The 21,956-nt window shown below is 39.3% G+C and carries 17 protein-coding genes; 10 read left to right on the forward strand and 7 right to left on the reverse strand.

Annotation, left to right across the window (positions count from 1 at the left end; genetic code table 11):
- Nucleotides 1–81 precede the first annotated feature (81 nt).
- Nucleotides 82–1,230 (reverse strand): Gfo/Idh/MocA family protein, encoded by a 1,149-nt coding sequence (locus tag QOL76_RS12815; protein ID WP_283413364.1) that lies wholly within the window; start codon nucleotides 1,228–1,230, stop codon nucleotides 82–84.
- A gap of 146 nt (nucleotides 1,231–1,376) precedes the next feature.
- Nucleotides 1,377–2,513 (reverse strand): MBL fold metallo-hydrolase, encoded by a 1,137-nt coding sequence (locus tag QOL76_RS12820; protein WP_283413365.1) that lies wholly within the window; start codon nucleotides 2,511–2,513, stop codon nucleotides 1,377–1,379.
- 285 nt (nucleotides 2,514–2,798) lie between these two features.
- On the opposite strand from QOL76_RS12820, the gene QOL76_RS12825 reads away from it, so the two are divergent.
- Both QOL76_RS12825 and QOL76_RS12830 read left to right on the forward strand, forming a co-directional pair.
- Nucleotides 2,799–3,257, forward strand: coding sequence for a (2Fe-2S)-binding protein (locus QOL76_RS12825; RefSeq protein WP_283413366.1), 459 nt, complete (start codon nucleotides 2,799–2,801; stop codon nucleotides 3,255–3,257).
- Nucleotides 3,258–3,259: 2 nt separating this feature from the next.
- Nucleotides 3,260–5,425: a xanthine dehydrogenase family protein molybdopterin-binding subunit gene (locus QOL76_RS12830; RefSeq protein ID WP_283413367.1), complete on the forward strand. Its 2,166-nt coding sequence runs from the start codon at nucleotides 3,260–3,262 to the stop codon at nucleotides 5,423–5,425.
- A gap of 238 nt (nucleotides 5,426–5,663) precedes the next feature.
- On the opposite strand, the gene QOL76_RS12835 is transcribed toward QOL76_RS12830, so the two are convergent.
- Complete coding sequence (locus QOL76_RS12835) at nucleotides 5,664–6,008, reverse strand: hypothetical protein (RefSeq protein WP_283413368.1); 345 nt, start codon at nucleotides 6,006–6,008, stop codon at nucleotides 5,664–5,666.
- 105 nt (nucleotides 6,009–6,113) lie between these two features.
- Here QOL76_RS12835 and QOL76_RS12840 point away from each other — a divergent pair, with 105 nt between their 5' ends.
- The gene (locus QOL76_RS12840; protein ID WP_283413369.1) at nucleotides 6,114–7,256 is read left to right on the forward strand and encodes a cysteine desulfurase family protein; all 1,143 of its coding nucleotides are present in this window, start codon (nucleotides 6,114–6,116) and stop codon (nucleotides 7,254–7,256) included.
- A 115-nt stretch (nucleotides 7,257–7,371) separates the two neighbouring features.
- Here the strand turns inward: QOL76_RS12840 and QOL76_RS12845 are convergent, their stop codons facing one another.
- The 3 genes from QOL76_RS12845 to QOL76_RS12855 form a co-directional block, all read right to left on the reverse strand.
- Nucleotides 7,372–7,911: a hypothetical protein gene (locus QOL76_RS12845; protein ID WP_283413370.1), complete on the reverse strand. Its 540-nt coding sequence runs from the start codon at nucleotides 7,909–7,911 to the stop codon at nucleotides 7,372–7,374.
- A 170-nt stretch (nucleotides 7,912–8,081) separates the two neighbouring features.
- Nucleotides 8,082–8,663 carry a nucleotidyltransferase family protein gene (locus QOL76_RS12850; RefSeq protein ID WP_283413371.1) on the reverse strand — a complete coding sequence of 194 codons (582 nt, stop codon included), beginning with the start codon at nucleotides 8,661–8,663 and terminating at the stop codon, nucleotides 8,082–8,084.
- 4 nt (nucleotides 8,664–8,667) lie between these two features.
- Nucleotides 8,668–9,777 (reverse strand): XdhC family protein, encoded by a 1,110-nt coding sequence (locus tag QOL76_RS12855; RefSeq protein WP_283413372.1) that lies wholly within the window; start codon nucleotides 9,775–9,777, stop codon nucleotides 8,668–8,670.
- A gap of 198 nt (nucleotides 9,778–9,975) precedes the next feature.
- On the opposite strand from QOL76_RS12855, the gene QOL76_RS12860 reads away from it, so the two are divergent.
- From QOL76_RS12860 to QOL76_RS12880, 5 genes are all read left to right on the forward strand, one after another.
- The gene (locus QOL76_RS12860; RefSeq protein WP_283413373.1) at nucleotides 9,976–10,449 is read left to right on the forward strand and encodes a hypothetical protein; all 474 of its coding nucleotides are present in this window, start codon (nucleotides 9,976–9,978) and stop codon (nucleotides 10,447–10,449) included.
- Nucleotides 10,450–10,627: 178 nt separating this feature from the next.
- Complete coding sequence (locus QOL76_RS12865; protein WP_283413374.1) at nucleotides 10,628–11,434, forward strand: polysaccharide deacetylase family protein; 807 nt, start codon at nucleotides 10,628–10,630, stop codon at nucleotides 11,432–11,434.
- 26 nt (nucleotides 11,435–11,460) lie between these two features.
- Nucleotides 11,461–12,993 carry a glucuronyl esterase domain-containing protein gene (locus QOL76_RS12870; RefSeq protein ID WP_283413375.1) on the forward strand — a complete coding sequence of 511 codons (1,533 nt, stop codon included), beginning with the start codon at nucleotides 11,461–11,463 and terminating at the stop codon, nucleotides 12,991–12,993.
- Between the two features lie 298 nt (nucleotides 12,994–13,291).
- Nucleotides 13,292–14,443: a hypothetical protein gene (locus QOL76_RS12875; RefSeq protein ID WP_283413376.1), complete on the forward strand. Its 1,152-nt coding sequence runs from the start codon at nucleotides 13,292–13,294 to the stop codon at nucleotides 14,441–14,443.
- Nucleotides 14,443–15,660 carry a ChbG/HpnK family deacetylase gene (locus QOL76_RS12880; RefSeq protein WP_283413377.1) on the forward strand — a complete coding sequence of 406 codons (1,218 nt, stop codon included), beginning with the start codon at nucleotides 14,443–14,445 and terminating at the stop codon, nucleotides 15,658–15,660. Before QOL76_RS12875 ends, QOL76_RS12880 begins: the two co-directional genes overlap by 1 nt.
- Nucleotides 15,661–15,685: 25 nt before the next feature.
- Here QOL76_RS12880 and QOL76_RS12885 read toward each other — a convergent pair whose 3' ends face one another.
- Entirely contained in the window at nucleotides 15,686–16,597 is a 912-nt protein-coding gene (locus QOL76_RS12885; protein WP_283413378.1) for an oxidoreductase, read from the reverse strand.
- 166 nt (nucleotides 16,598–16,763) lie between these two features.
- On the opposite strand from QOL76_RS12885, the gene QOL76_RS12890 reads away from it, so the two are divergent.
- A complete protein-coding gene (locus tag QOL76_RS12890; protein ID WP_283413379.1) occupies nucleotides 16,764–18,791 on the forward strand; it encodes a M13 family metallopeptidase in 2,028 nt (675 codons plus the stop codon).
- Between the two features lie 219 nt (nucleotides 18,792–19,010).
- Complete coding sequence (locus tag QOL76_RS12895; RefSeq protein WP_283413380.1) at nucleotides 19,011–21,833, forward strand: RlpA-like double-psi beta-barrel domain-containing protein; 2,823 nt, start codon at nucleotides 19,011–19,013, stop codon at nucleotides 21,831–21,833.
- The last annotated feature ends 123 nt before the right edge of the window (nucleotides 21,834–21,956 follow it).

A 21,956-nucleotide genomic window follows, 5' to 3' on the forward strand; every position in this document is an offset into this window, starting at 1 on the left:
CGGATGTACGATGTTTTAAAGATGTTATGAATAACTCTAGCGCTACATCGGACATCCAACACCCGACATCCTACATTCTTTTTAAATCTTCACCCAAGCTTCCTTGGTATTACTTTCCACAATAGCTTCACCAATAATCAACTCTCTCAAGCCGTCAGCAAAAGTTGGGAAAGTAGGGGCTTCTGGCTGTTTGCCATCTCTGATAGCTGCATAAACTTCTTTGAAAAGTTGCTTTGAAGTATCAGGGAAGCCTTCTTGGTGACCTCCTGGGAAGGATACCAATGAACGAGCTCCTTCATCCACCAAAGCTGGATCTTTCATTAAAATTGAATTTGCTTTATCCCGATGACCAATCCAAAGTTCATTTGGCTTCTCAGCATTGAATTCCATATTTGATTTGGAACCAGAAATCTCAATATTCAAGCGGTTTTTACGGCCTGCATTTACCTGACTTACTACGATAGATCCAGTTCGACCATTGTCAAAGCGAAGCATAATTGTAGCGTAATCTTCAGAGGTTACTTCATATTCTTCATAATCCTTAGGATCAAGCGCTTTTCCAGAGAAGGACTCCACAGCTTTTAATGGTTTCAAACGAGTAGGATGGACGATAGAGAAATCAGCCATAACAGCAGTGATTTTCAAACCAGTCACATATTCAGTCATATCCAACAAATGAGAACCTATATCAGCTACTACTCTAGAACCACCTGACTGCTTAGGATCTAATCTCCAGCTATAGTCAGTTTTGTGAATCAGCCAATCCTGAAGGTAGGAACCCATTACTGAGTACACATCTCCCAATTCACCTTTTTGACGCATTACTCGCATCTGGCGAACCATCGGATAATATCTCAAATTGAAGTGAACTGCGTTGATTAATCCTGTTTCTTTCGCCACCTTCACAAGCTCTTCAGCTTCTTCAATCGTCATCGACAAAGGTTTTTCACAAACCACATGCTTGCCTGCTAGCATACATGCTTTTGCCTGCGGAAAGTGAAGGAAATTAGGAGTACAGATGTGTACTACATCGATGCTTTCATCTTTCAACATATTATCAAAAGTGTAAGCATTTGGGATTCCAAGCTCTGCGGCTTTGGCATCTGCCACTTCCTGATTTACTTCTACAAGGCCAGTTACCTCGATGTTAGGAATTCTTCTAAGTGCTTCTAAATGAGCTGGGCCGATAAATCCGGTTCCCACGATAGCTGCTTTGATAGTCTGAGCCATAGGTTTTTTAGGTTGTTTTTTGTTTTATTTCAAAATGTCAAATTAGGAAAAATGCCTCAAAACATTCCCATTACAGGAAAGTGATTTCAGGTTAGACTTTCTTTGATTTCTGGAAAAGCCCTAGAAATAGGATAAGAATGAAAATTCTATTGCTTGGAAATCATCGTATTAGAAATCGAGGAGGGTTCTAACCACCATTTTCTTCCGGTCTGCAGATTTTTATCCAATTCAATAAATTCTCCAATTTCAGGAACGTAGATCGGCTGATTTATTTCTTTAGCCTTGGCAATAACCCGTTCTACAGGATCAGTCCAAGAGTGCATAGCCAGAGTAAATGCTGCCCAATGTATTGGCATAAAGGTTTTTGCTTGTATGTCCTGAGCTGCTTGAGCTGTTTCCTCCGGCACCATATGAATATCTGTCCAGCGCTCATTGTATTGACCACACTCCATCATTGCAAAGTTGAATGGGCCATATTTCTCACCAATCTGCTTAAAGTGCGGACCATATCCGCTATCTCCACTGAAATAAATATTGTCAGATTCTCCTTGAATTACCCAGGATCCCCAAAGGGTAGAGAAACGATTGTTCAAACCTCGGCCAGAGAAATGTCGAGCAGGAGTGAGAGCTAGAAGCAAGCCATCCGCCTGAATCTCATCCCACCATCCTAATTCATGGATTTTCGAAGCATCAACGCCCCAATCCTCGAAATGTGCTCCCATGCCCAATGGCATATAAAAAGACTTGGTCTTATCCTTCAACTTTTGAATAGATTCATAATCTAAGTGATCGTAGTGATCATGGGACATAATGATCATATCGATCTGTGGTAACTTCTCAACTTGTATTGGAAGCTCTTTACTGTAGCGTTTCTTACCTAAGAGCGGATTCGGAGCAGGAACTTCCCCAAACATTGGGTCTATAAGTATGGTCTTTCCATCGATTTGAAGCAAAAAAGAAGAGTGTCCAAACCAAACCAGACGAGTGGGATGATCTTTATTTACCAATTCCAGAGAATCCCGGTGCTCAATTGGTAATTCAAAATCAGGACGTCTGGAAGGATCATTTTTGAAAAACTCCGGAAGCATTTTGATAGCTTCAGTAAAATCCATGTCCATGTTGGTGGGCATCAGATTACTGAATTTCCCATTTTCGAAATAGTCCAATTTTTCGTACTGAAGAACCTTTTCTTTGGAAGGATTTGCGCCAAATTGAGGACTAAGATTTACAAATAATATAACGACAATGACGACGAGGACTATGAGGGAAATGACGGTGATCATTAGATATTTTAGTGTGTTAAGGAAAAACTTAAGCATATAGAGCCGTAAAAGCGGGGATTAAACTATTGGCTTTAACTGAAATGAACTGTAAAAGGTGCGAGATGAGTGATTTTTTTATCGATTTTAAACTTTAATAAATGTGGAGCTTTTTTCAATATATAAAGAGAGGTGTACTTAATAACTCAGCTCCGCCTCGAGAGATTTAGCCACTAATTTTATACAATCGGTTTCTATACTCTTCTGATTTTCTATAACTTAATCGGATAAAACTTAATTAAAAACCCAATGGCAATTATAAACCTCAAAATCAACGGAAAGGCTCATTCAGTTGATGTAGAAGAAGATACCCCTCTTTTATGGGTGCTTCGAGATCATCTCGGATTAGTCGGAACAAAATACTCTTGCGGTGTCGCTCAATGTGGAGCCTGTACGGTCCATAGAAATGGAGAGGCAATGTTTTCCTGCATCACACCTGCCGCTAGTTTGACCGAAGATGAAATCACCACGATTGAAGGACTCTCCAAAAATGGTGATCATCCCGTACAAAAAGCCTGGGCTGAAGTGGATGTGGCTCAATGTGGATATTGCCAAGCTGGGCAGATTATGAATGCTTCCGCTTTTCTCAAAAAGAACCCAGCTCCCTCAATGGATGAAATAGATGAGGCGATGAATAGAAATATCTGCAGATGTGGCACTTATCATAAAATCAGAGAAGCCGTTGCAATGGCTGCAAAATCCAAATAATCATGGCTACACTGACAAAAACAAACAGAAGAGACTTCCTTAAAATAGCCGGAACTACGGCTGGAGGTCTATTTATTGGCTTTAATTGGATGAGCTGCGATTCGCCAAAAATGGATGTGCTCAGCACTGAAGAAGTACTCGCAAATGCCAAGAATTTCAATGCATTCTTGAGTATTGCACCTAGTGGAGATATCGTGATTTATTCTCCTAACCCTGAATTAGGACAAAACATCAAAACTTCCTTTCCAATGGTTGTAGCTGAGGAATTGGATGCGGATTGGAGCAAAGTAAGAGTGCTTCAGGCAAATCTCGATACAGATAAGTATGAGCGTCAATTAACCGGTGGATCCGGAGCTATGCCTCATTCATGGGAGCGGCTTCGCAAAGCCGGGGCTACAGCTAAATTTCTTTTGGTAGCTGCTGCTGCGAAAAAATGGGAGGTTTCAGCTGACGAGTTGAGTACGTCTGAAGGGATTATTTACCACAAAGCCAGCGGAAAGAAAATAGGTTATGGAGAAGTAGCCAATGATGCAGCTTTGTTGACTGCACCTGAAGAGATTATCTTAAAGGATAAGAAAGATTTTAAAATCATAGGCACACCAGTAAAGAACGTTGAAAATGATGCAATTTTCACTGGAGAGCCACTTTTCGGATTGGACATCTACAGAGAGGGGATGCTACATGCGATGATTCAGCGGGCACCTTTTGGCATGAAAATCAAATCCATAGATGATGCCGCAGCTAGAAATGTAGCTGGTGTTAAAGATGTGGTAACTTTTGAGAATAGTGTGGCAGTGGTCGGAACGTCTACTTGGCCGCTGATGAAAGCAAAGAAGCTCTTAAAAGTGGAGTATGAAGCAGATGGAAAAGTAGAGAGTTCGGCAGATCACGATCAGATTTTCAAAGATCTACTTGCAAATGGAAAGGCTGAAGTAAAACGGGAAGACGGAAATGTTCAAGCAGCTTTCAAAAATGCCGCACAAGTTGTCACTGCTGAATATCAGTGTCCTTTCCTTTCACATTCGCCTATGGAACCAATGAATTTCTTTGCGCATGTGCAGGCAGACAAAGTGGAATTGATAGGACCAACACAAACTCCTGAAAGTGCCAGAAGGGCTGCTGCAGAAGTTACTGGAATTGCTCCTGAGAATATTTCAGTAGAAATCACCCGATTAGGTGGTGGATTTGGAAGAAGACTTCGCGCAGATTATGTATCTGAAGCTGTTCACGTTTCCAAAATGATGAATGCTCCAGTGAAACTTACATGGAGCAGAGAAGATGACCTGACTGGAGGAGCTTACCGGCCAGCTGTTCGCTATAGATTTGAAGCGGCATTGGATGCAGATGGGAATATGATTGGCTACAAACTCAGAGGAGTAGGAATGAATGCTGGAAACAGCACTAGAGAACATAATTTTCCGGCTGGGGCAGTTGATAACCTTCTGATCGAGAATGTCAATTATGAATCATCCATTACTACAAATGCTTGGAGAGCTCCGATTACCAATTTCTTGGCATACGCGGATCAGTCATTTTTGGATGAAGTTGCCTTTGCTGCCAAAAAAGATCCTGTGGAATTCAGAATGGAATTGTTCCAAAAAGCCAAAGCAAATCCTGTAGGTGGAGAACTTCGCTATGATGTGGACCGAATGATTGGAGTTACAAAAATGGCTGCTGAGAAATCAAATTGGGGTAAAAACCCGAATGTTAAACAAGGCTTCTCGGTCTATTTTTCACACAGAACTTATGTCGCACAAGTAGCTGATATTGAAATGGAAAACGGTACTCCATCTCTAAAAAAGATTCATGTGATTACCGACTGTGGAATGGTGGTAAATCCTACCGGAGCTGACCACCAAGTTCGTGGTGGAGTGGTCGATGGAATGGGGCATGCGATGTATGGAAACCTGACCTTCGAAGGAGGACTTCCTACACAAACGAACTTTGATAAATACCGATTGATCAGAATGAAGGAAGTTCCTGCAGTGGATACCTATTACGTAGACAGTGGCTTTGACCCAACTGGACTAGGTGAGCCTTGCTTGCCGCCAACAGGTGGAGCTATCGCAAATGCTATCTTTAGTGCCACTGAAAGGAGATTGAGAAGTCAGCCTTTTATCGAGCAAAAGGAATTCACTGACCTTAAGTTAGGTATAAAAAGAGCTTAAAAAGTATCAAGACGTTAGATATAAGTATCTAGATGCTAGAATCAAGTAACAGGATTAAAGAATCAAGAAAATAGATTCAAGAACTAAAAGAAAAGCACTTCCATAAATTTTTGGAAGTGCTTTTTATTTGATTTTAATGCCGCAAGTAGTTTATCAATGAGACTGTAATCTTTACTCTTGCCTCTCACTTCTTATGTCTTAAGTCTAAATACTTATGTCTTGCTACTTGATACTAACTCTAAATCTCATCCATCTCTCTCTCGGGCCAATAAGGTCCTTTGAGATTCATATTGACTCCTTCAATTTCAAAGGTAATTTTCATACTTTCCCGCTTTTGATCATGGATCGCTAGGCAAGCATTGTAGTGGATGAGGTCAAATTCCAATTCAAAATCACCTGAGATTTCATCCTGGAAATTAATATCAGAAGCCAAATCCACCTTCTCGGTATGAGCACCTTCTTTCCTGAAATAATAGGAGAGAAAGATTCCCAAATCTTTTTGGTTTTCTCTTAAAACCTTCTTGAGTTCTTCTGAAGTTGGCTTTTCCGATGAGGGGAGTGTTAAGGTCCATGATTCTTGCATGGGCTAAAATTAGTCAATTATTGTTTGTTCATCATTTAACTGACAAGGTGAATTATGATTGATATATGTAATTCCTCACGCTTAAAAAATCCCTATTTTGCACTCATGAATTACCCGATTTACCTTGATTACAACGCTACCACTCCTTGTGTTCCAGAAGTAATTGAAGCTATGATTCCATGGTTTGGAGAACATTTTGGCAATGCAGCGAGCAAGTCACATGCTTTTGGTTGGATGGCTGAAAATGCTGTAGATGAAGCTAGGGAAAATGTGGCAAATCTGATTGGGGCACAGGCCAAGGAAATCATTTTTACTTCTGGCGCTACTGAAGCAATTAACCTTGCAATCAAAGGAACTTTCGAGATTTTCAACGGTGAAAAGCAACACTACATTACTTGCCAGACAGAACATAAAGCAGTATTAGACTGCATGAAATCCATTGAGGAAGCAGGGGCAGAGGTTACATATTTGTCTGTAGATAAACAGGGAAATATCAGCTTAGCTGATCTGAGAGCAAGCATCCTTCCGAACACCAAAATGATTTGCCTGATGTGGGCAAATAATGAAACTGGTATCATTCATCCAATCACCGAAATAGCAGAATTGGCAGAAGAAAAGGGAATAGTCTTCTTTACTGATGCAGTGCAAGCAGCAGGCAAAATCCCAATCTCTGTTGAGGGTGTGCACCTGATGGCTATTTCAGCACATAAACTTTATGGCCCGAAAGGGATAGGAGCACTATACGTCAGACATAACCATTCATTGCCTAAGCCCCTAGCACAGATTCATGGAGGCGGGCATGAGAAAGGTTTTAGAAGTGGAACATTGAATGTCCCCGGAATTGTGGGTTTGGGTAAAGCTGCTGAGTTAATAATGTCGGAAATGAAAGCGGAATCAAATCGACTGGAAAAGCTTCGTGATCTGCTGGAAAGCAAACTATTATCACTAGAAGACACTTTTTTGAATGGAAGTCAGAATAGATTTTCTCATGTAACAAATATTGCTTTCGGTGGAGTAGAAGGGGAGGATTTGCTCCGCAAAGTTTGCCAGAAAGTCGCGGTAAGCTCAGGTTCTGCCTGTACCAGCATTTCTCCAAAACCATCTCACGTTCTACAAGCGATGGGTTTAGATTCAGACCTAGGAAGAGCCTCTATTCGTTTTAGCTTAGGAAGGAATACTACTGAGAAGGATGTGTTGGATACTGTAGAATGGGTGGAGAAAGTTGTTGGGGATTTAAGAGGGATATAATCTCTCGCGGCGACGCAACGGCACGGCGAATTATTTTCCCGCAAAGTTGCAAAGGCACGAAGTTTATAATTTTGTCGAATCAAAGAAGAAAAAGTCAATCTGGTTTTACACTGACCTACTTATCTGTTTTATAGACTGATAAATAAACGTTGATCAGGTCTTCTAAATCTTCAATTTGATATAAATAGGAATTGCTAGCATAATTAGAATCACCATTAATTACTAGCCAACCTAATCTTTCTTTAATTTCAATATCCCTCCCAGTAAAAATATTGTAAGGTTTAAGCTCTCTATAATCAATTGTTAAAATATTTTCTTTAGGAACCAATTTTGAACGATGATAGAACAAAAACTTTTTTGAAACCACGATACCTTGAATATCTATTTTGATTATTTGTTTCCCTCCTTTGTACCATATACCCCAATAGAAAGAAAAGCATCCACCAATACTCCAAAAAATTAACCAAATTATGCTCCCAAAATTCTTTTCGCTTATGTAGATGTATAATCCAAACAGAGAACCTAACAGCCAGAGAATAAAAGTAATAGGATAAACAATAAATTGTAGGTGGTAAAATACTGGATATTTAAAATTAAAGTAGTTTCTAATTTTAGATTCGATAGCATGATACCCTGAAATGCTTTTATCGCTCAATTTTATGTAATTCGTTTAATTATAGTGACCATAATTTATTTCAAAACCTTCGAGGAGATTTCTCCTACGTTCCTCATTCGTAATGACACCTCAAAGGTTAAAAGAACGCTGCGCCGTTGCGCCGCCGCGAGAAAAAAAACTGCGCCGTTGCGCCTTAGCGGGATACTACATTACAAATTCAAGTCCCTCAAGTCCTCTTCAGTATCTATATCAACTTTGCCTTTTGGGAAGGCTACAGTAATCATATCATCTTCGTGCGCCATTGCAATTTTCTTTGCACCTTCATCACCTTTAAGCTCCATCAATTCTTTGAAATAAGCCTTTCCAAATAGAATAGGAACGCCAAATGTCTTGGAATATGCACAGGCTACAATGCCCTTTTCTTCCTTCTTCTGAGTCGCAATAAGCTTATTTAGGATCTTCGCATCCACAAAAGGCTGATCGCAAAGCATTATAATCACTTGATCAGGCTTGTCGAACTTCAACATGTATTCAAGTCCAACTTTTATGCTGGATGACATGCCTTTTTCGAAGTGTTGATTAGGAATATTAGGAATGCTTGCTCCTGGGAAAGTCTTCTTGATTTCGTCACGGTTTGCACCCAGCACCAAAACTCTTTTATCCACTTTAGCATCATTTGCAGCATCAATAGCGAGTTGAAGCAAGGTCTTTTCCTTATATTTTGCTATCTGTTTTGGATAGCCAAGTCTGGTTGATTCTCCTGCTGCTAGTATGATAATTCCTGTTTTCATGAGTTTAATCGTGTATTGGGCCTTTCTTATTTCGCAGAAAGGTACCTTGTTTTTTTGCCAAAACCGCTTTCACTTCTGCTAAAATGGACAAAGCAATCTCTTCCGAACCCTCAGCCCCAATATCCAAACCCATGGGAGAATAGATAGCATTCTGATTTACAGCTGGTCCATCTTTTTCCAAACGCTCAATCAACTTTTCAGATTTCTTCTTTGGACCCAATATTCCAATATATGGCAGGTCTAAAGGCAAAAGGTCTTTTAGCACCTGAGCTTCATATTCAAAATTGTGGGTCATCAAAAGCGCGGCAGTGTATGCGTCTGTTTCCAATTCATGGACTACTTCATCTCCTGATCCGGTCACAATCCTGTTTGCGTTAGGAAAGCGATGAGTAGCGGCTAAATTCTTTCTTCCATCAACAAGAGTTACTTCAAAACCTAAGACATTGGCAATTTTGGAAAGTGGAATTGTATCATTTCCAGCGCCGAAAAGCAAGATTCTAATCCCAGGCTTTATTACTTCATAAAATACTTGAATGTCATCCAGTTCCTCATATTTTCGGATTATATGTGTGGTTGAATTAAAAGAATTTACCTCTTCTTCTATTCGAAGCCAGACAGAGTTTTCGATAGACTCAGCATCTCCAAAAGTTTGATCTTCCTTAAAAAGTATCTTTGTTCCAATCTGTTCTTGCTTAGAATATTTGACAGAAAAGACTGTAAGTAATCTACTGAAAACCCGATCTTGGAGAGCGATTTTCAACAACTCTATTGGATTTATAGTATTTTGATAATCAATGGGTTCTATCAATACATGAATAATTCCATTACAGCCTAGTCCAACTCCAAACTTTTGGTCATCTTCGTCTGTAGTGTCGTACGTAACCAACATCGATTTCTGCTGGAAAATTACAGTTTGAGCTTTGCGTAGCGCGTCCCCCTCCAGACAGCCACCGCTTATAGCGCCTGTCAATTCACCATCTTCGGACACTAACATTCTCGCCCCAGGTCGTCGGTAGGCAGAGCCATCCACCTGGACTACTGTTGCCAGCGCAGTATTCTTTCCAGCTACTTTATATTGCTCATAAGCCTCAATGATGGCTTTAAATTCTTTCATAGATAGATAATCTGTAAGCTTTCGTGATTTAAGTTAGGCTTCTGTTTTTTCAATATCAAAAGAATAAATGTGAACGGAGGCTAAGGTTTGAAATTCGTAAATATTTATTTGTTTTACGAAGCATGGAATTTTGCGATGAATGAAGCTTGATCAATATATTATGTTAAAATTTGAAGTTATTAATCACACCATTGACCAATGAAAATCCCAAGTCTAGCACAACTCAAAAAAGAACTCAGCTTTCTCAATGAGAAGGAATTGATCGAATTGGTGGCAGATCTTAGTAAATTCAGTAGAGATAATAAGTCTTACCTATTTTTTAAACTTAACGAGAAAGACCAACCACAACTGTATGTAGAAATGGTGCAGGAAGAGTTGGAGCTCGATTTTCAAACTGCAAGAGGTGATCATTCCTATTATGCAAAAAAGTCAGCTCAAAAGCTTCGCCGAAAGATGAACAAGCTACTTAAGCTCAGTAAAGTCAAAACTGATCAAATAGAAGTGTTGTTGTTTTTCTGCGAAAAGCTTAAGGAATATGGCTTTTTGCGCCATAGAAATCAGGTGTTGGATAATATCTATCAAATGCAATTAGCAAAAGCAGTTAAACTAATCTCTGGATTGCATGAGGATTTGCAATTTGATTACGAGGGCAGAATTGAGGAGTTGACCTAAGCTTAAGCCTCTTAGTTGACTTCAAGAAAAGTGTTGGTTGGTTTGCATGGAAGCAAGGCAAAAGATACTTTGTATCTAAATTGATAATAAACCTAGATAATACTAGCAGATTGTAGTTCAACAAGCTATGTGTCCAACTTAGGTTTAATTTCAATGAGCCCAACCTAAAACCTGTAGAATGAAATCAATTTTTAAAATCCTATCACTGGGATTAATCTGTGTATCCTATCACAGTTTTGCACAACAAGCATCCACTTCAAATGAACTTTGGCAAGGTAGACAAGCTGCTGTAGTCCTCACATACGATGATGCGCTGAATGTACATTTAGACAATGTAGTTCCTGCCCTAGAAGCTCATGGGCTCAAGGGTACATTTTACCTCTCAGCATTCTTTGATGGAAGTAAGAATCGAATAAATGATTGGAGAAAAGCAGCCGAATTAGGACATGAATTAGGCAATCACACACTATATCATCCTTGTGATGCTTCATTACCTGGAAGATCCTGGGTAAGTCCAGATAACGATTTGCATAACTACACGACAGCCCAAATTCTGAAGGAAATCCGAATGACCAATGTGTTTTTGGAAACACTTGATGGTAAAAAGGAGCGGACTTTTGCCTATACCTGTGGAGATACAGCAACTGGCGAAGGTTCATTCATGGAGGATATCAAAGGTGATTTTGTAGCTTCCAGAGGAGTTCGAGGAGCATTGAATTTGATTGGAAATATAAATCTTCTCAATGTAGATAGCTATGGAATCAATGGAGAATCAGGTGCAGAATTGATTCAATTGGTAAAAGAAGCGCAAGAAAAAAATGCACTGATAACCTTCCTTTTTCATGGAGTAGGAGGTGAGCATAACTTAAATGTGTCATTGGAAGCGCACCAGATGCTTATTGACTATTTGGCAGAAAATGAGGAAACCATCTGGACCACAACCATGCTGGAAGCAGCAAAACATGTGAAGGAACACCAGAACTAATACGCTCAATATACCCGAAACCTATTATGAAAAAGACAATTATTATAACCTTAATGCTTGGAATTGGCGGCTTTGCCAATGCTCAAACGACCAAAATTGACGCAAGCAAATATCCCGCACCTGTTACTTTTACCAATGAACAGGATCACGCCAATATGCAGCAGCAGTTGGGTATCAAAGTGCTTCGACCCGGGCCAAGCGGAAATGAATCTGCTCCAAATGCGGCAAATTACGATGAGGCAAAAGCAAACCCATGCCCAGAACTACCGGATATTTTGATAACAAACGCAGATCAAAAAGTGACATCCCAAGAAATGTGGTGGAAAACTCGAAGACCTGAATTGGTGGATGCTTTAGAACGTGAAGTTTACGGCAAACTTCCAGAAAATATTCCTGATGTGAACTGGGAAGTGAAAATCACTGATCGGGAATTTGTGGCAAGGACCCCTGTGATCGCTAAGCAGATTATCGGCCATGTAGATAATAGCTCATATCCTCTGATTGAAGTGGATATTAATATGATGCTCGTCGTTCCTGCGAATGCTAAAGGTCCTGTTCCTGTTCTGATGATGTTTGGTCGTCCATCTTTTCCCGCACCGGCACAACCGAACGGAGAGGATATGGAAACTTTGAACACATCTTTTAAGGAGATGATGATTAAGAACGATCCTTCCTTGCAAGCACTTTTTGATAAATATCCTGCTTACAATCCAGTGACTCGTTTGCCTGGTCCAAACTTCTTTGCGCCAGCTCCAAATGGAGATTCTCCATCCACAGAGCAATTGCTGGCTGCTGGATGGGGCTATGTAACTATTGACCCGAGCACTATACAGGCGGACAATCACGCAGGGATTACTAGAGGAATAATTGGTTTGGTGAACAAAGGTCAACCTAGATCTCCGGAAGATTGGGGAGCACTTCGGGCTTGGGCTTGGGGTGCAGCCAGAGCCTTGGATTTCTTGGAAACAGAACCTTTGGTTGATGCTAAAAAAGTTGGAATTGAAGGTGTTTCCCGATATGGAAAAGCAGCTTTAGTAACGATGGCATTTGAGCCCCGTTTTGCGACAGCTTTAATCGGGTCATCTGGAAAAGGCGGCACCACTCTACATAGACGTGTTTTTGGTGAAGCAGTAGAAAGCCTTACAGGTGGAGAAAACTATTGGATGGCTGGGAACTACATGAAATATGGTGCTGAAGAGTCGGTTTTTGGAAGAATGGATGGTTGTGATCTTACAGTTGATTCTCATGATATGTTAGCATTATGTGCTCCTAGGCCAGTTTTTGTGAGTTATGGCATTCCTGAGAGTGGAGATGCAAAATGGCTGGATCAAAAGGGGAGTTACATGGCTGTTGTGGCTGCTGGGGTAGCTTACAAACTATTAGGAGCAACTGATCTCGGCGTATCAAATGATTATATGAAAGAAAAAATGCCGCCTTATAATACTGATATGTTGGACGGAGATTTAGCGTGGAGACAGCACGATGGAGGACATACCGATGGACCGAATATGCAGCATTTTATTCCTTGGGCTAATCGGGTGTTGGATTATGAGAAGTAGTTGAACTATGTTTAACACCTGATTTTGAAAATCCATTTTATATAGGTTAATGAATTTTCATTGTGATTTTTAGCTAATTAAAATTGACTAACATACGCTTAAAGGAGTTCCAAAACTTTTTTAAATGATGATTAGCAATATTAAACGAACAACTAGATTATTCTAAATCCCAACTAGGTATATCAATTTTAAGGATGTTGAAAAACAACTAGTTATATGATTCTTTTCTCAAAAATAGCTAATTTGTAGATCCTTTGATTTGAATACTTTTTCTGAAAATTTTTAAACTTTACCGAATATGACAGGATTGATAGTATTGGATACTTTTATCAGTTTGGTTTTCATCTTTCTTTTGTACAGCCTCTTTACAATGACTTTGATAGAATCCCTTACTTCAATTTTTAGTTCAAGAGCTAAAAATTTGATGGCTGGAATTGAGCGCTTATTGGCAGACGAAAATGAATCCAATAAAGCAAACCATACCATTGTAAATTTATTTTGGGCCAAGACCAACAGTGGTCTTACAAAAGCCTTTTACAGTCATCCCTCCATTAGGTACCTAGGGCCAAAAGGAATCAATAGTAAGCCTTCCTATATAAGTTCAGATTGTTTCAGTTCAACCTTGGTTGATTTATTACAAAAAGGTACTAATAGCAATCAAGTCGAGAATATTAATGCAGCATTGGGAATAATTCCAAAGTTTGAATTGGAAGAGCTAGAAGCTGATATCAGGGAATTAAAAGAAGAAATCAAGGTTCTAAAAGGGCTTGAATCTGTAGACGAATTTGAAATTGAATCAGCAAAACAAGAGCTTTCTTACCTTCAATTGGAATTGGAGAACCGTACCAAGACCAAGAATCCGTTTCTCCCGAAAGACTTTAGCATAGGAGCAGATACCAAATATCAATTTAATCTACTTTGGAATGAGGCAGGTGACGACATAGAAAAATTCAAGGGACTACTTGAGCAATGGTATAATGAGCAAATGGATAGAATTTCGGGTTGGTATAAGCGGAAGTTATCACTTCTTACTTTTATCCTGGGTTTTATAATAGCTTGTTCATTTAAAGTTGATACCATCCAATTAGCTATGGAATTGTCAAAAAATGAAGATTTGAGAGCAATTTATGTGGAAGGTGCTAAAGAATTAATAGCTAACAATGAAACCTTGGATAGTGTGAAACTTGATAATAACAGGCAATATTTTGATAAAAAGCTACAAGAAAATAATCTTGTTTTTTCTGTCACAGACATCAGTTTTAAAGACATAAAATTCTTGAATTGGATAGGGTTCTTAATCACAGCTTTTGCGATATCCTTGGGAGCACCTTTTTGGTTTGATCTGCTCAGTAAGCTGATGCGCGTAAGAACTTCACTACAGCCTGCGGATCCATCATCCTCAGGCACTTCTACTTCCACAGAGACTAAAAACACCAAAGCAGTAGGATAATGGCTACTTATAAAGGAATTGTAACTAAGTTGGTGAATACCAGAATTTTCAAACCATCTGTAAACGCTCCTAAATCTCAGGAACTTCAACCTAGATGGGATGTAGAAATTTCGCATGCTATTCGTGGTGAAGTTCATCGGGGGATCGATATTTGGTATGTATTGACTAACCGTACTTTTGTATGGAGTGGAGCTATTTTTTCAAGCCAAAATATCCCAATATTGGCTAAACAATATCTAGTGACTGCCGACGATATAGGAGTAAATAAAGAGATAGATCTTGGAGCAAAACTTGCCTTAAAAAACGGATGGATAAATTCAATAGCTGTCTTGATTAACCGTATGGAAAATGCTGATGATGAGCAGTTAGAAAGTCTGAATAAATTTCTCAATGAAACACATAGTATCGGATCTTCTACGCCCTTAGCCAATACAACTCACGTAGGGCTGCACTATACTATTACATCAGGCAAACCTGTTTCTCCAATTGAAGAAGTTAAAAATCTTGTTGACGAAAATGGGTACTTTCCTGAATATAAGGGTTTGGATAGTAACTATGGTACTGATGCCTATGTAACACAAGCCATGCATGAATTAGAATCCCAATACATCAAATTTAAAAGAGTTTTCAAGAGAGAACCTGCCCACCTGACTTCTCATCATGATGTCCATACATTTACTTATCCTCTCTTCAATTCTATTCATAGCTGGGCGATTAACAAAAAGATTCCAATTCGTTCACATAGTTTCCTGCCTCCTATAAGAAGGGAATTTTATGATTTGGGCGTTAAACTGAATTTGCCATCAATTGATACAATGGATTCCTGGTCTATAAAACTAGGTTGTCAATCATCTTCAGACCATACTATGGTTGGCCATTATGGTCCGGCCCCTTTTCTTCCATTGATTAGTTACACCAGTGTAATTAGGAAGAAGCATAAAACTTTAGATGCTGGGATCTATGATTTTTTGGCTAGCACTGACCAATCGAGGGAAATCATGGTTCATATCATAAAGTCGGATTTCACAAAAAAAAGGGAATTTAAAGATCACTACAAACCATTCGTGAGAGAATACCCTGGAGTAGATACTAGATATTTTGCCGGACGTGTTGCAGAATTTCGCTCCCTACAGAGCAGGAGTCTTGCTTTAGAAGGAAGAACTAACAGTTACTTTATTCCATTTGATTTCATTATTCCTGAAATAAGGCCAGTATAAATACGAGTTGAACAGATCGTAGGAATTAAATCTCGAATTTTTCGTGAGTCATTTCTTCTGCCGCTGTCCATAATTTAGAGGCGACTAGAAGATCATGTGATCTTGAGGAAGAACTCACCACTTTTGGCAGACCTTTGATTTCTTTGAAACCAGAAGGCCCAAAGTATTCTCCACCGTTAGCCGAGGGATCTAAGGCAGCTTGTAAAATAGGAAGTGCACCTGCTTTGGCATCTTGTCCTATAAATGATGCAAATGGGGCAAATAATTTAGCGCCGACACTTGGAAGTAAGTGGCCTAAATTAGTGCTTGAAAAACCAGGATGTGCAGCAAGAGATTTTAGTTTTAATCCATTATCTTCTATTCTTCTTTGAAGTTCATATGCAAAAATCAGACATGCCAGCTTGCTTTGGCCATATACTTTCCAAGTCGAATAGTTCTTCTCTGCATTTAGATTAGTAAAATCTATCTTTGCATTTTTATGCGCAAGACTACTTAGCATCACCACTCTCGATCCTAAGGTAGTTTTAAGAATAGGAAATAAACGCTTAACCAATACAAAGTGGGCTAGGAAATTCACTCCAAATTGACTTTCAAACCCATCCTTAGTGATTTGGAAGGGAGGCATCATTATTCCAGCATTTGCTATTAGAAAGTCAAGTCTATCGTATTTTTTAGAGAATTCTTTTGCAAAAGCCCGCACAGATTCCAGGCTCATTAAGTCAACCAACAAAATTTCAAGATCAGCATCCGGTACTTTTGGTAGAATTTCGCTCATCGCTTTCTGTGCTTTTGCAAGGGAGCGACATGCTAAAATCACTGTAGCTTTCTTTTTAGCCAATGCCAGGGCAGTTTCGAATCCTATTCCATTATTGGCTCCTGTGACAATAGCTACCTTGCCTTTTTGAGATGAAATAGATTCTAAAGAAAAGTTTTCCATGTAGATCAAGAACTATAAGTGGTTGAATGTAAGAAGGAAATATCGAAACCTAATATTATCTTTTAGTAATCCTACCTCTTGTGGAAGGGAGGCTAGGGTCATAACAGTTCAGATTTGCCAACTCAGTTTTTTCATTTATCTTTTCAAAAACACCACCAAACAAAATATGAAAAATTTACTTTATGCCTCAGCATTTTTGATGCTATTAGCAGCATGCTCCCAGCAAGAAGCTGTTGAGAATCCCCCTAAACGTGAATTTGTGAGCGTAGCTGGAATAGATCCTTCTATAAAGCCAGGAGATAATTTCTTTATGCACGTAAATGGGATCTGGTACGATTCTGCCAAAATTGCTGATGACCAATCTGGTGTAGGTTCGTATTCTTTTTTGAATATTCCTCAAAAAAAACTTCTTGAAAACATATTGGAAGAAGTGTCCAAATCCAAAAATCCAGCTGGAAGTATAGAACAGAAGGTTGGTGATTTTTACGCTTCAGGTATGGATACTGCGGCGATAAATCAGCGGGGTTTTGAACCTATAAATCCTATTCTTGATGAAATTGAGGCAATTTCAGACTTGCCTTCTTTGTTAAGTTTTGTAACTGATGAAATCAAATCAAACAGCGAATCTATCATTAGTCTTGGAATTTCTCCGGATGCCGAAAATAGCAGTATTAACATAGCACATTTTAGCCAAACTGGACTGGGTTTACCCGATCGGGACTATTACTTCAATACAGATTCTTCTACGATTGCTATCCAAAAAGCTTATTTGGATTATGTTTCGACACTTTTCGAATTAACTGGAAGTGAAACGACTGAAGCTCAGAGGAATGCGGAAAAGGTGTATGAAATTGAAAAACAGTTGGCTCAATCTCACAAAACACGAATCGAACGAAGAATTGTAAAAGAAAATTACCATAAAATGTCCGTAACTGAACTGAATCAAAAACAACCGACAATTGGGTGGAGTACCATGCTTGAGCAGCTAGGACTAGATGCAGATTCGGTAGATGTTCGTCAGCCAGTTTACTATGCGACTTTGGATAAAATGCTAAAAGCAGTTCCTCTTTCGGATTGGAAGATTTATGTCAAAGCTCATACTCTGGATTCCTTTGCCGAGGTGTTAAGTAAGCCATTTGAAGATGCTTCATTTGATTATCAAAAAGTAATCAATGGTCAGTCAACCCAATTGACCAGAGCTCAGCAAATGGTACAAAAAGTGGATAGACAATTAGGGTTTGCATTAGGCCAACTGTATGTGAAACGTTATTTCAATGAAGATGCCAAAAAGCGGGTTCTTGATTTGGTCAATAATCTTCAAAAGGCTTTTGAAAGTAGAATTAATCAATTGGACTGGATGAGTGACAGCACCAAAACTCAGGCGAAAGAAAAGCTGTATGCGATCACTAAAAAAATAGGCTATCCAGACGAATGGAGAGAATATGATGTGACCATAGATCCATCCAAATATTTTGAAAATGTACTTGCTCTTCGTAAGGATCAGAGTCGTTATCAATTGGATAAATTCGGCAAGGCTCCAAATAAGCTCGAGTGGGGTACGACTCCTTCTACTGTAACAGCGTATTACAATCCTTCTTTGAATGAAATCGTTTTTCCGGCAGGAATCTTACAATATCCCTACTTTGATCTGTATGCTGATGATGCGATTAACTACGGTGGAATCGGAATGGTAATTGGACATGAGCTAACCCATGCTTTTGATGATCAGGGAGCGCAATATGATAAGGATGGCAATGTGAAAAACTGGTGGACTGCGGAGGATTATGAGAAGTTCAAAGGCAAAACGCAGCAATTGATCGAGCGCTATGACACGTTCACCGTCTTGGATTCTATACATGTGAAAGGTGCAATGACTATTGGAGAAAATACCGCTGATAACGGGGCTTTATACATTGCTTATGAAGCCTTTAAGTTGACAGAACAAGGTCAGGATACTACTAAAATCGATGGATATACTCCTGATCAGCGATTTTGCCTTTCCATCGCCAGAATCTGGAGAGTGAAGACTAGGGATGAGTTTTTGAGAACTTATGTTAATACAAATTCGCACTCGCCTGCTGTTTGGCGCGTAAATGGACCGTTGATGAATTTTGATCCGTTCTACACTGCATTTAATATTCAACCAGGTGATTTGAATTATAAATCAGAAGCAGAAAGAATTAAAATCTGGTAAATGACCTAAAAGAACGTTTGGCAGAATACCTATAGAACCCATATCTCGTATGGGTTCTATTTTTTTAGGGATATAAATATGACTCAAGATTAAAGAACCTAGAAGAACCGTTAGACAGAATACTTTTGTAAAATTTTTATTTTCATGGATATCTTTCTAACAAATTCTATTGGAATTCAGAAGGCCTTACTTTATTTGCCTAAACACTATTGTTTTCAGATGAATATTAAAACCAAAATTCTCCAAAGTATTTTCCTACTTCAAGCTTTACTTTTTTCGTTTTGTTCAGTGGCTCAAACTGACTGGCTAATAGATAATAGCTCTTATACAGCCAAACTAATTGAGTCAGGTGATAGGCTTGAGCTTTCTAATGGTTTGGTGAAGCGTGTGATCAAAATCTCCCCAAACGCAGCAACTATAAGCTTGGACAATTTATACAGTGGAGAGTCATTTTTAAGAGGGGTAAAGCCCGAAGCTGAAATAACAATAGACGGAGTTAACTATGAAGTAGGTGGCTTAAAGGGACAGCCTAATTATGCATTTCTAAAGAAAGAATGGATAGCTGATCTCAGCAATAATTCTACTGCAATGCAATTCTCTGGATACGAGATTTTAGATACTGAAATGCCATTTGAATGGGCGAAAATTAGATATGGGGATCATAATGCTCCTTGGCCTCCAAAGGGTATTCACCTTCGATTGGATTTTGATCTACCAGAAACCAATCAACTGTTACTTTCCGGCAGCCCTTTACCAAGTGATTTGGGGAGGAAAACTATTTATGAAACTAATTTCAATAGTTTGGATAAAGGCTGGACTAGGTATGAATCTACTTCTCATGCTAGATCCTCCTTCGAAAATGAAGGAAAATTAGGAGAGATCTATACGCTACAAAATTCATCTGTCTATGTAGAACGAAAAATAGACCAAAGTACAAGAATTATAGAGGCGACTTTCAATACAGGAACTGATCAAGCAGAGGAATTTGGACCAGGAATCAGCTTAGTTTGGGCCGATAAAACCATCAAATTTTATTTAAGGCCAGGCGATAATTCATATGACGATGGGATTCCGATGTTTGGGCTTTGGGATGGAGAAAAGCATATCCAAGCTGCTGGAGGAAGATCTAAACAAGGTATATCTACTGCTTGGTCACTTCGCTTTAGAATAACTGATGAAGCGGTTTTTTGCGAAGCTAAACCCAAAAAAGGCGATTGGTTAACTATAGGGGAATTACCTGCTTTCTCTACCTCACCGATGAGTGTGCGTATTGGAAAAACCAATGGAAGTGGTGAAGGGAAGGATGATAAAGAATTAGGCGAATTAGTTCGACTGCAGGTGGTTGACTTCGCTTTGTATGGGGACATTGACACCACTATTGTACCTAAATTACAACCTGGAGATTTGACAGTTTCGGTACATTATGAGTTATATGATGGTATTCCGGTTTTTGGGAAATGGATTTCAGTCAAAAATTCGAGTGGAAAAACAATAAATATTGGAGATTTTACCAGCGAAATAATTGCAGCTGTGGAGTACGAATCCCTAGTGGAAATGCGTGAAAACACCGTTTTCCACGAGCCTAATATCCATGTGGAAACTGACTTTGCTTTTTCTAGTATGACGGCCAGAGACGCCAATTCTCATGTAGTAAAATGGCTACCAGACCCAGAATACAGTAGTCAGGTAAATTACCTCAGGCAGACTCCAGCATTGCTAAAGGTAAGCCCTGAATTTGGTCCAGATCAAGACTTAAAGTCAGGAGATGAATTCACCTCCTTCCGAACTTTTGTATTGCCTCATGACAGCTATGAAAGAGAGAGGCAAGGTTTGGCGCTGCGCAAAATGTATAAAACGCTGGCGCCTTGGACTACCGAAAACCCATTGATGATGCATGCCAGGTTTGCGGATTGGGAAGGAGTTAAAAATGCGATTGACCAAGCTTCAGAGGTAGGTTTTGAAATGGTAATTCTGACATTCGGTAGTGGCTTTAACATTGAAGACGATAGTGATGAATACCTTGCGGAAATGAAGAGGTATGCGGATTACGCCAAGGGAAAAGGCGTGGAGATTGGTGGTTATTCTTTATTTGCTTCACGAAGCATAGGTGCAGAAACTGATGTGGTTATGCCTGAAGGAAAGCGCCCAACTTTTGGGAATTCCCCATGCATAGGAAGTGATTGGGGACAGGAATATTTCCAAAAACTCTACAATTTTTATGAGAAATCGGGCTTCACACTTTTGGAACATGACGGCTCCTATCCTGGAGATATTTGTATATCTGAAGATCATCCCGGACATAAAGGACTGGCAGATAGTAGATGGAATCAATATCAAGTCATTTCCGACTTCTATAAATGGAGCCGTGGAAAAGGAATTTATCTCAATATTCCGGATTATTATTTCATGACTGGTGGTAGTAAAATTGCCATGGGATATCGGGAGGTGAATTGGAGCCTGCCGAGAAACGAACAGTTGATTCATGCCCGTCAGAATATCTTTGACGGCACTTGGGAGAAAACGTCAACAATGGGATGGATGTTTGTACCCTTGACAGAATACCAAGGCGGAGGAGCAGCTGCCACTATCGAACCTTTAAATGAGCATTTGGCACATTATGAAATGATGATAGCATCAAATCTTGGAGCTGGTGTACAAGCATGCTACCGAGGACCTAGGCTTTATGATACCGAGGAAACCAAAATGATGGTGAAAAAGAGAGTGGAATGGTATAAAAAGCATCGCGCTGTATTAGAAGGGGATATTATTCATTTGAAAAGAGCAAATGGTATCGACCTGGATTATTGGCTAAATGTAAATCCCTCTGGGGAGGAAAAAGGAATGTTGGCAGTATATAACCCTACAGATCATGAAATCACAAAGAAGATTACAGTACCCCTATACTACGCTGGCTTGAGTGATAAAACCAAAATAACTGGTAGTGATGGTTCTGTAAAAGAACTAACTCTGAACAGAGAATACGAAGTTGAAGTTGAAGTAATTGTCCCAGCAAATGGAGATGCTTGGGTAATTTTTCAATAATAGTAGTAAACTCCTTTAAAATAGAGTTGAACGGTTTAAAGAGACCAACTATAATTTCAAACTTCCCTATTCTAGTTTTATATTATATGTATATCCGCTATTGTGCCAGTATGGAGTCAAAAG

This window comes from Algoriphagus winogradskyi (genome assembly GCF_900182815.1).
In the GTDB taxonomy this organism is placed as follows: domain Bacteria; phylum Bacteroidota; class Bacteroidia; order Cytophagales; family Cyclobacteriaceae; genus Algoriphagus; species Algoriphagus winogradskyi.

What these genes read in the sequence shown, in the direction of transcription:
- QOL76_RS12825 (WP_283413366.1), top strand. Translation starts at nt 2,799, where the DNA reads ATGGCAATTATAAACCTCAAAATCAACGGAAAGGCTCATTCAGTTGAT.
- QOL76_RS12855 (WP_283413372.1), bottom strand. Translation starts at nt 9,777, where the DNA reads ATGAAAGAATTTAAAGCCATCATTGAGGCTTATGAGCAATATAAAGTA.
- QOL76_RS12865 (WP_283413374.1), top strand. Translation starts at nt 10,628, where the DNA reads ATGAAATCAATTTTTAAAATCCTATCACTGGGATTAATCTGTGTATCC.
- QOL76_RS12860 (WP_283413373.1), top strand. Translation starts at nt 9,976, where the DNA reads ATGAAAATCCCAAGTCTAGCACAACTCAAAAAAGAACTCAGCTTTCTC.
- QOL76_RS12890 (WP_283413379.1), top strand. Translation starts at nt 16,764, where the DNA reads ATGAAAAATTTACTTTATGCCTCAGCATTTTTGATGCTATTAGCAGCA.
- QOL76_RS12880 (WP_283413377.1), top strand. Translation starts at nt 14,443, where the DNA reads ATGGCTACTTATAAAGGAATTGTAACTAAGTTGGTGAATACCAGAATT.
- QOL76_RS12895 (WP_283413380.1), top strand. Translation starts at nt 19,011, where the DNA reads ATGAATATTAAAACCAAAATTCTCCAAAGTATTTTCCTACTTCAAGCT.
- QOL76_RS12870 (WP_283413375.1), top strand. Translation starts at nt 11,461, where the DNA reads ATGAAAAAGACAATTATTATAACCTTAATGCTTGGAATTGGCGGCTTT.
- QOL76_RS12840 (WP_283413369.1), top strand. Translation starts at nt 6,114, where the DNA reads ATGAATTACCCGATTTACCTTGATTACAACGCTACCACTCCTTGTGTT.
- QOL76_RS12850 (WP_283413371.1), bottom strand. Translation starts at nt 8,663, where the DNA reads ATGAAAACAGGAATTATCATACTAGCAGCAGGAGAATCAACCAGACTT.
- QOL76_RS12835 (WP_283413368.1), bottom strand. Translation starts at nt 6,008, where the DNA reads ATGCAAGAATCATGGACCTTAACACTCCCCTCATCGGAAAAGCCAACT.
- QOL76_RS12875 (WP_283413376.1), top strand. Translation starts at nt 13,292, where the DNA reads ATGACAGGATTGATAGTATTGGATACTTTTATCAGTTTGGTTTTCATC.
- QOL76_RS12830 (WP_283413367.1), top strand. Translation starts at nt 3,260, where the DNA reads ATGGCTACACTGACAAAAACAAACAGAAGAGACTTCCTTAAAATAGCC.
- QOL76_RS12815 (WP_283413364.1), bottom strand. Translation starts at nt 1,230, where the DNA reads ATGGCTCAGACTATCAAAGCAGCTATCGTGGGAACCGGATTTATCGGC.
- QOL76_RS12820 (WP_283413365.1), bottom strand. Translation starts at nt 2,513, where the DNA reads ATGATCACCGTCATTTCCCTCATAGTCCTCGTCGTCATTGTCGTTATA.
- QOL76_RS12885 (WP_283413378.1), bottom strand. Translation starts at nt 16,597, where the DNA reads ATGGAAAACTTTTCTTTAGAATCTATTTCATCTCAAAAAGGCAAGGTA.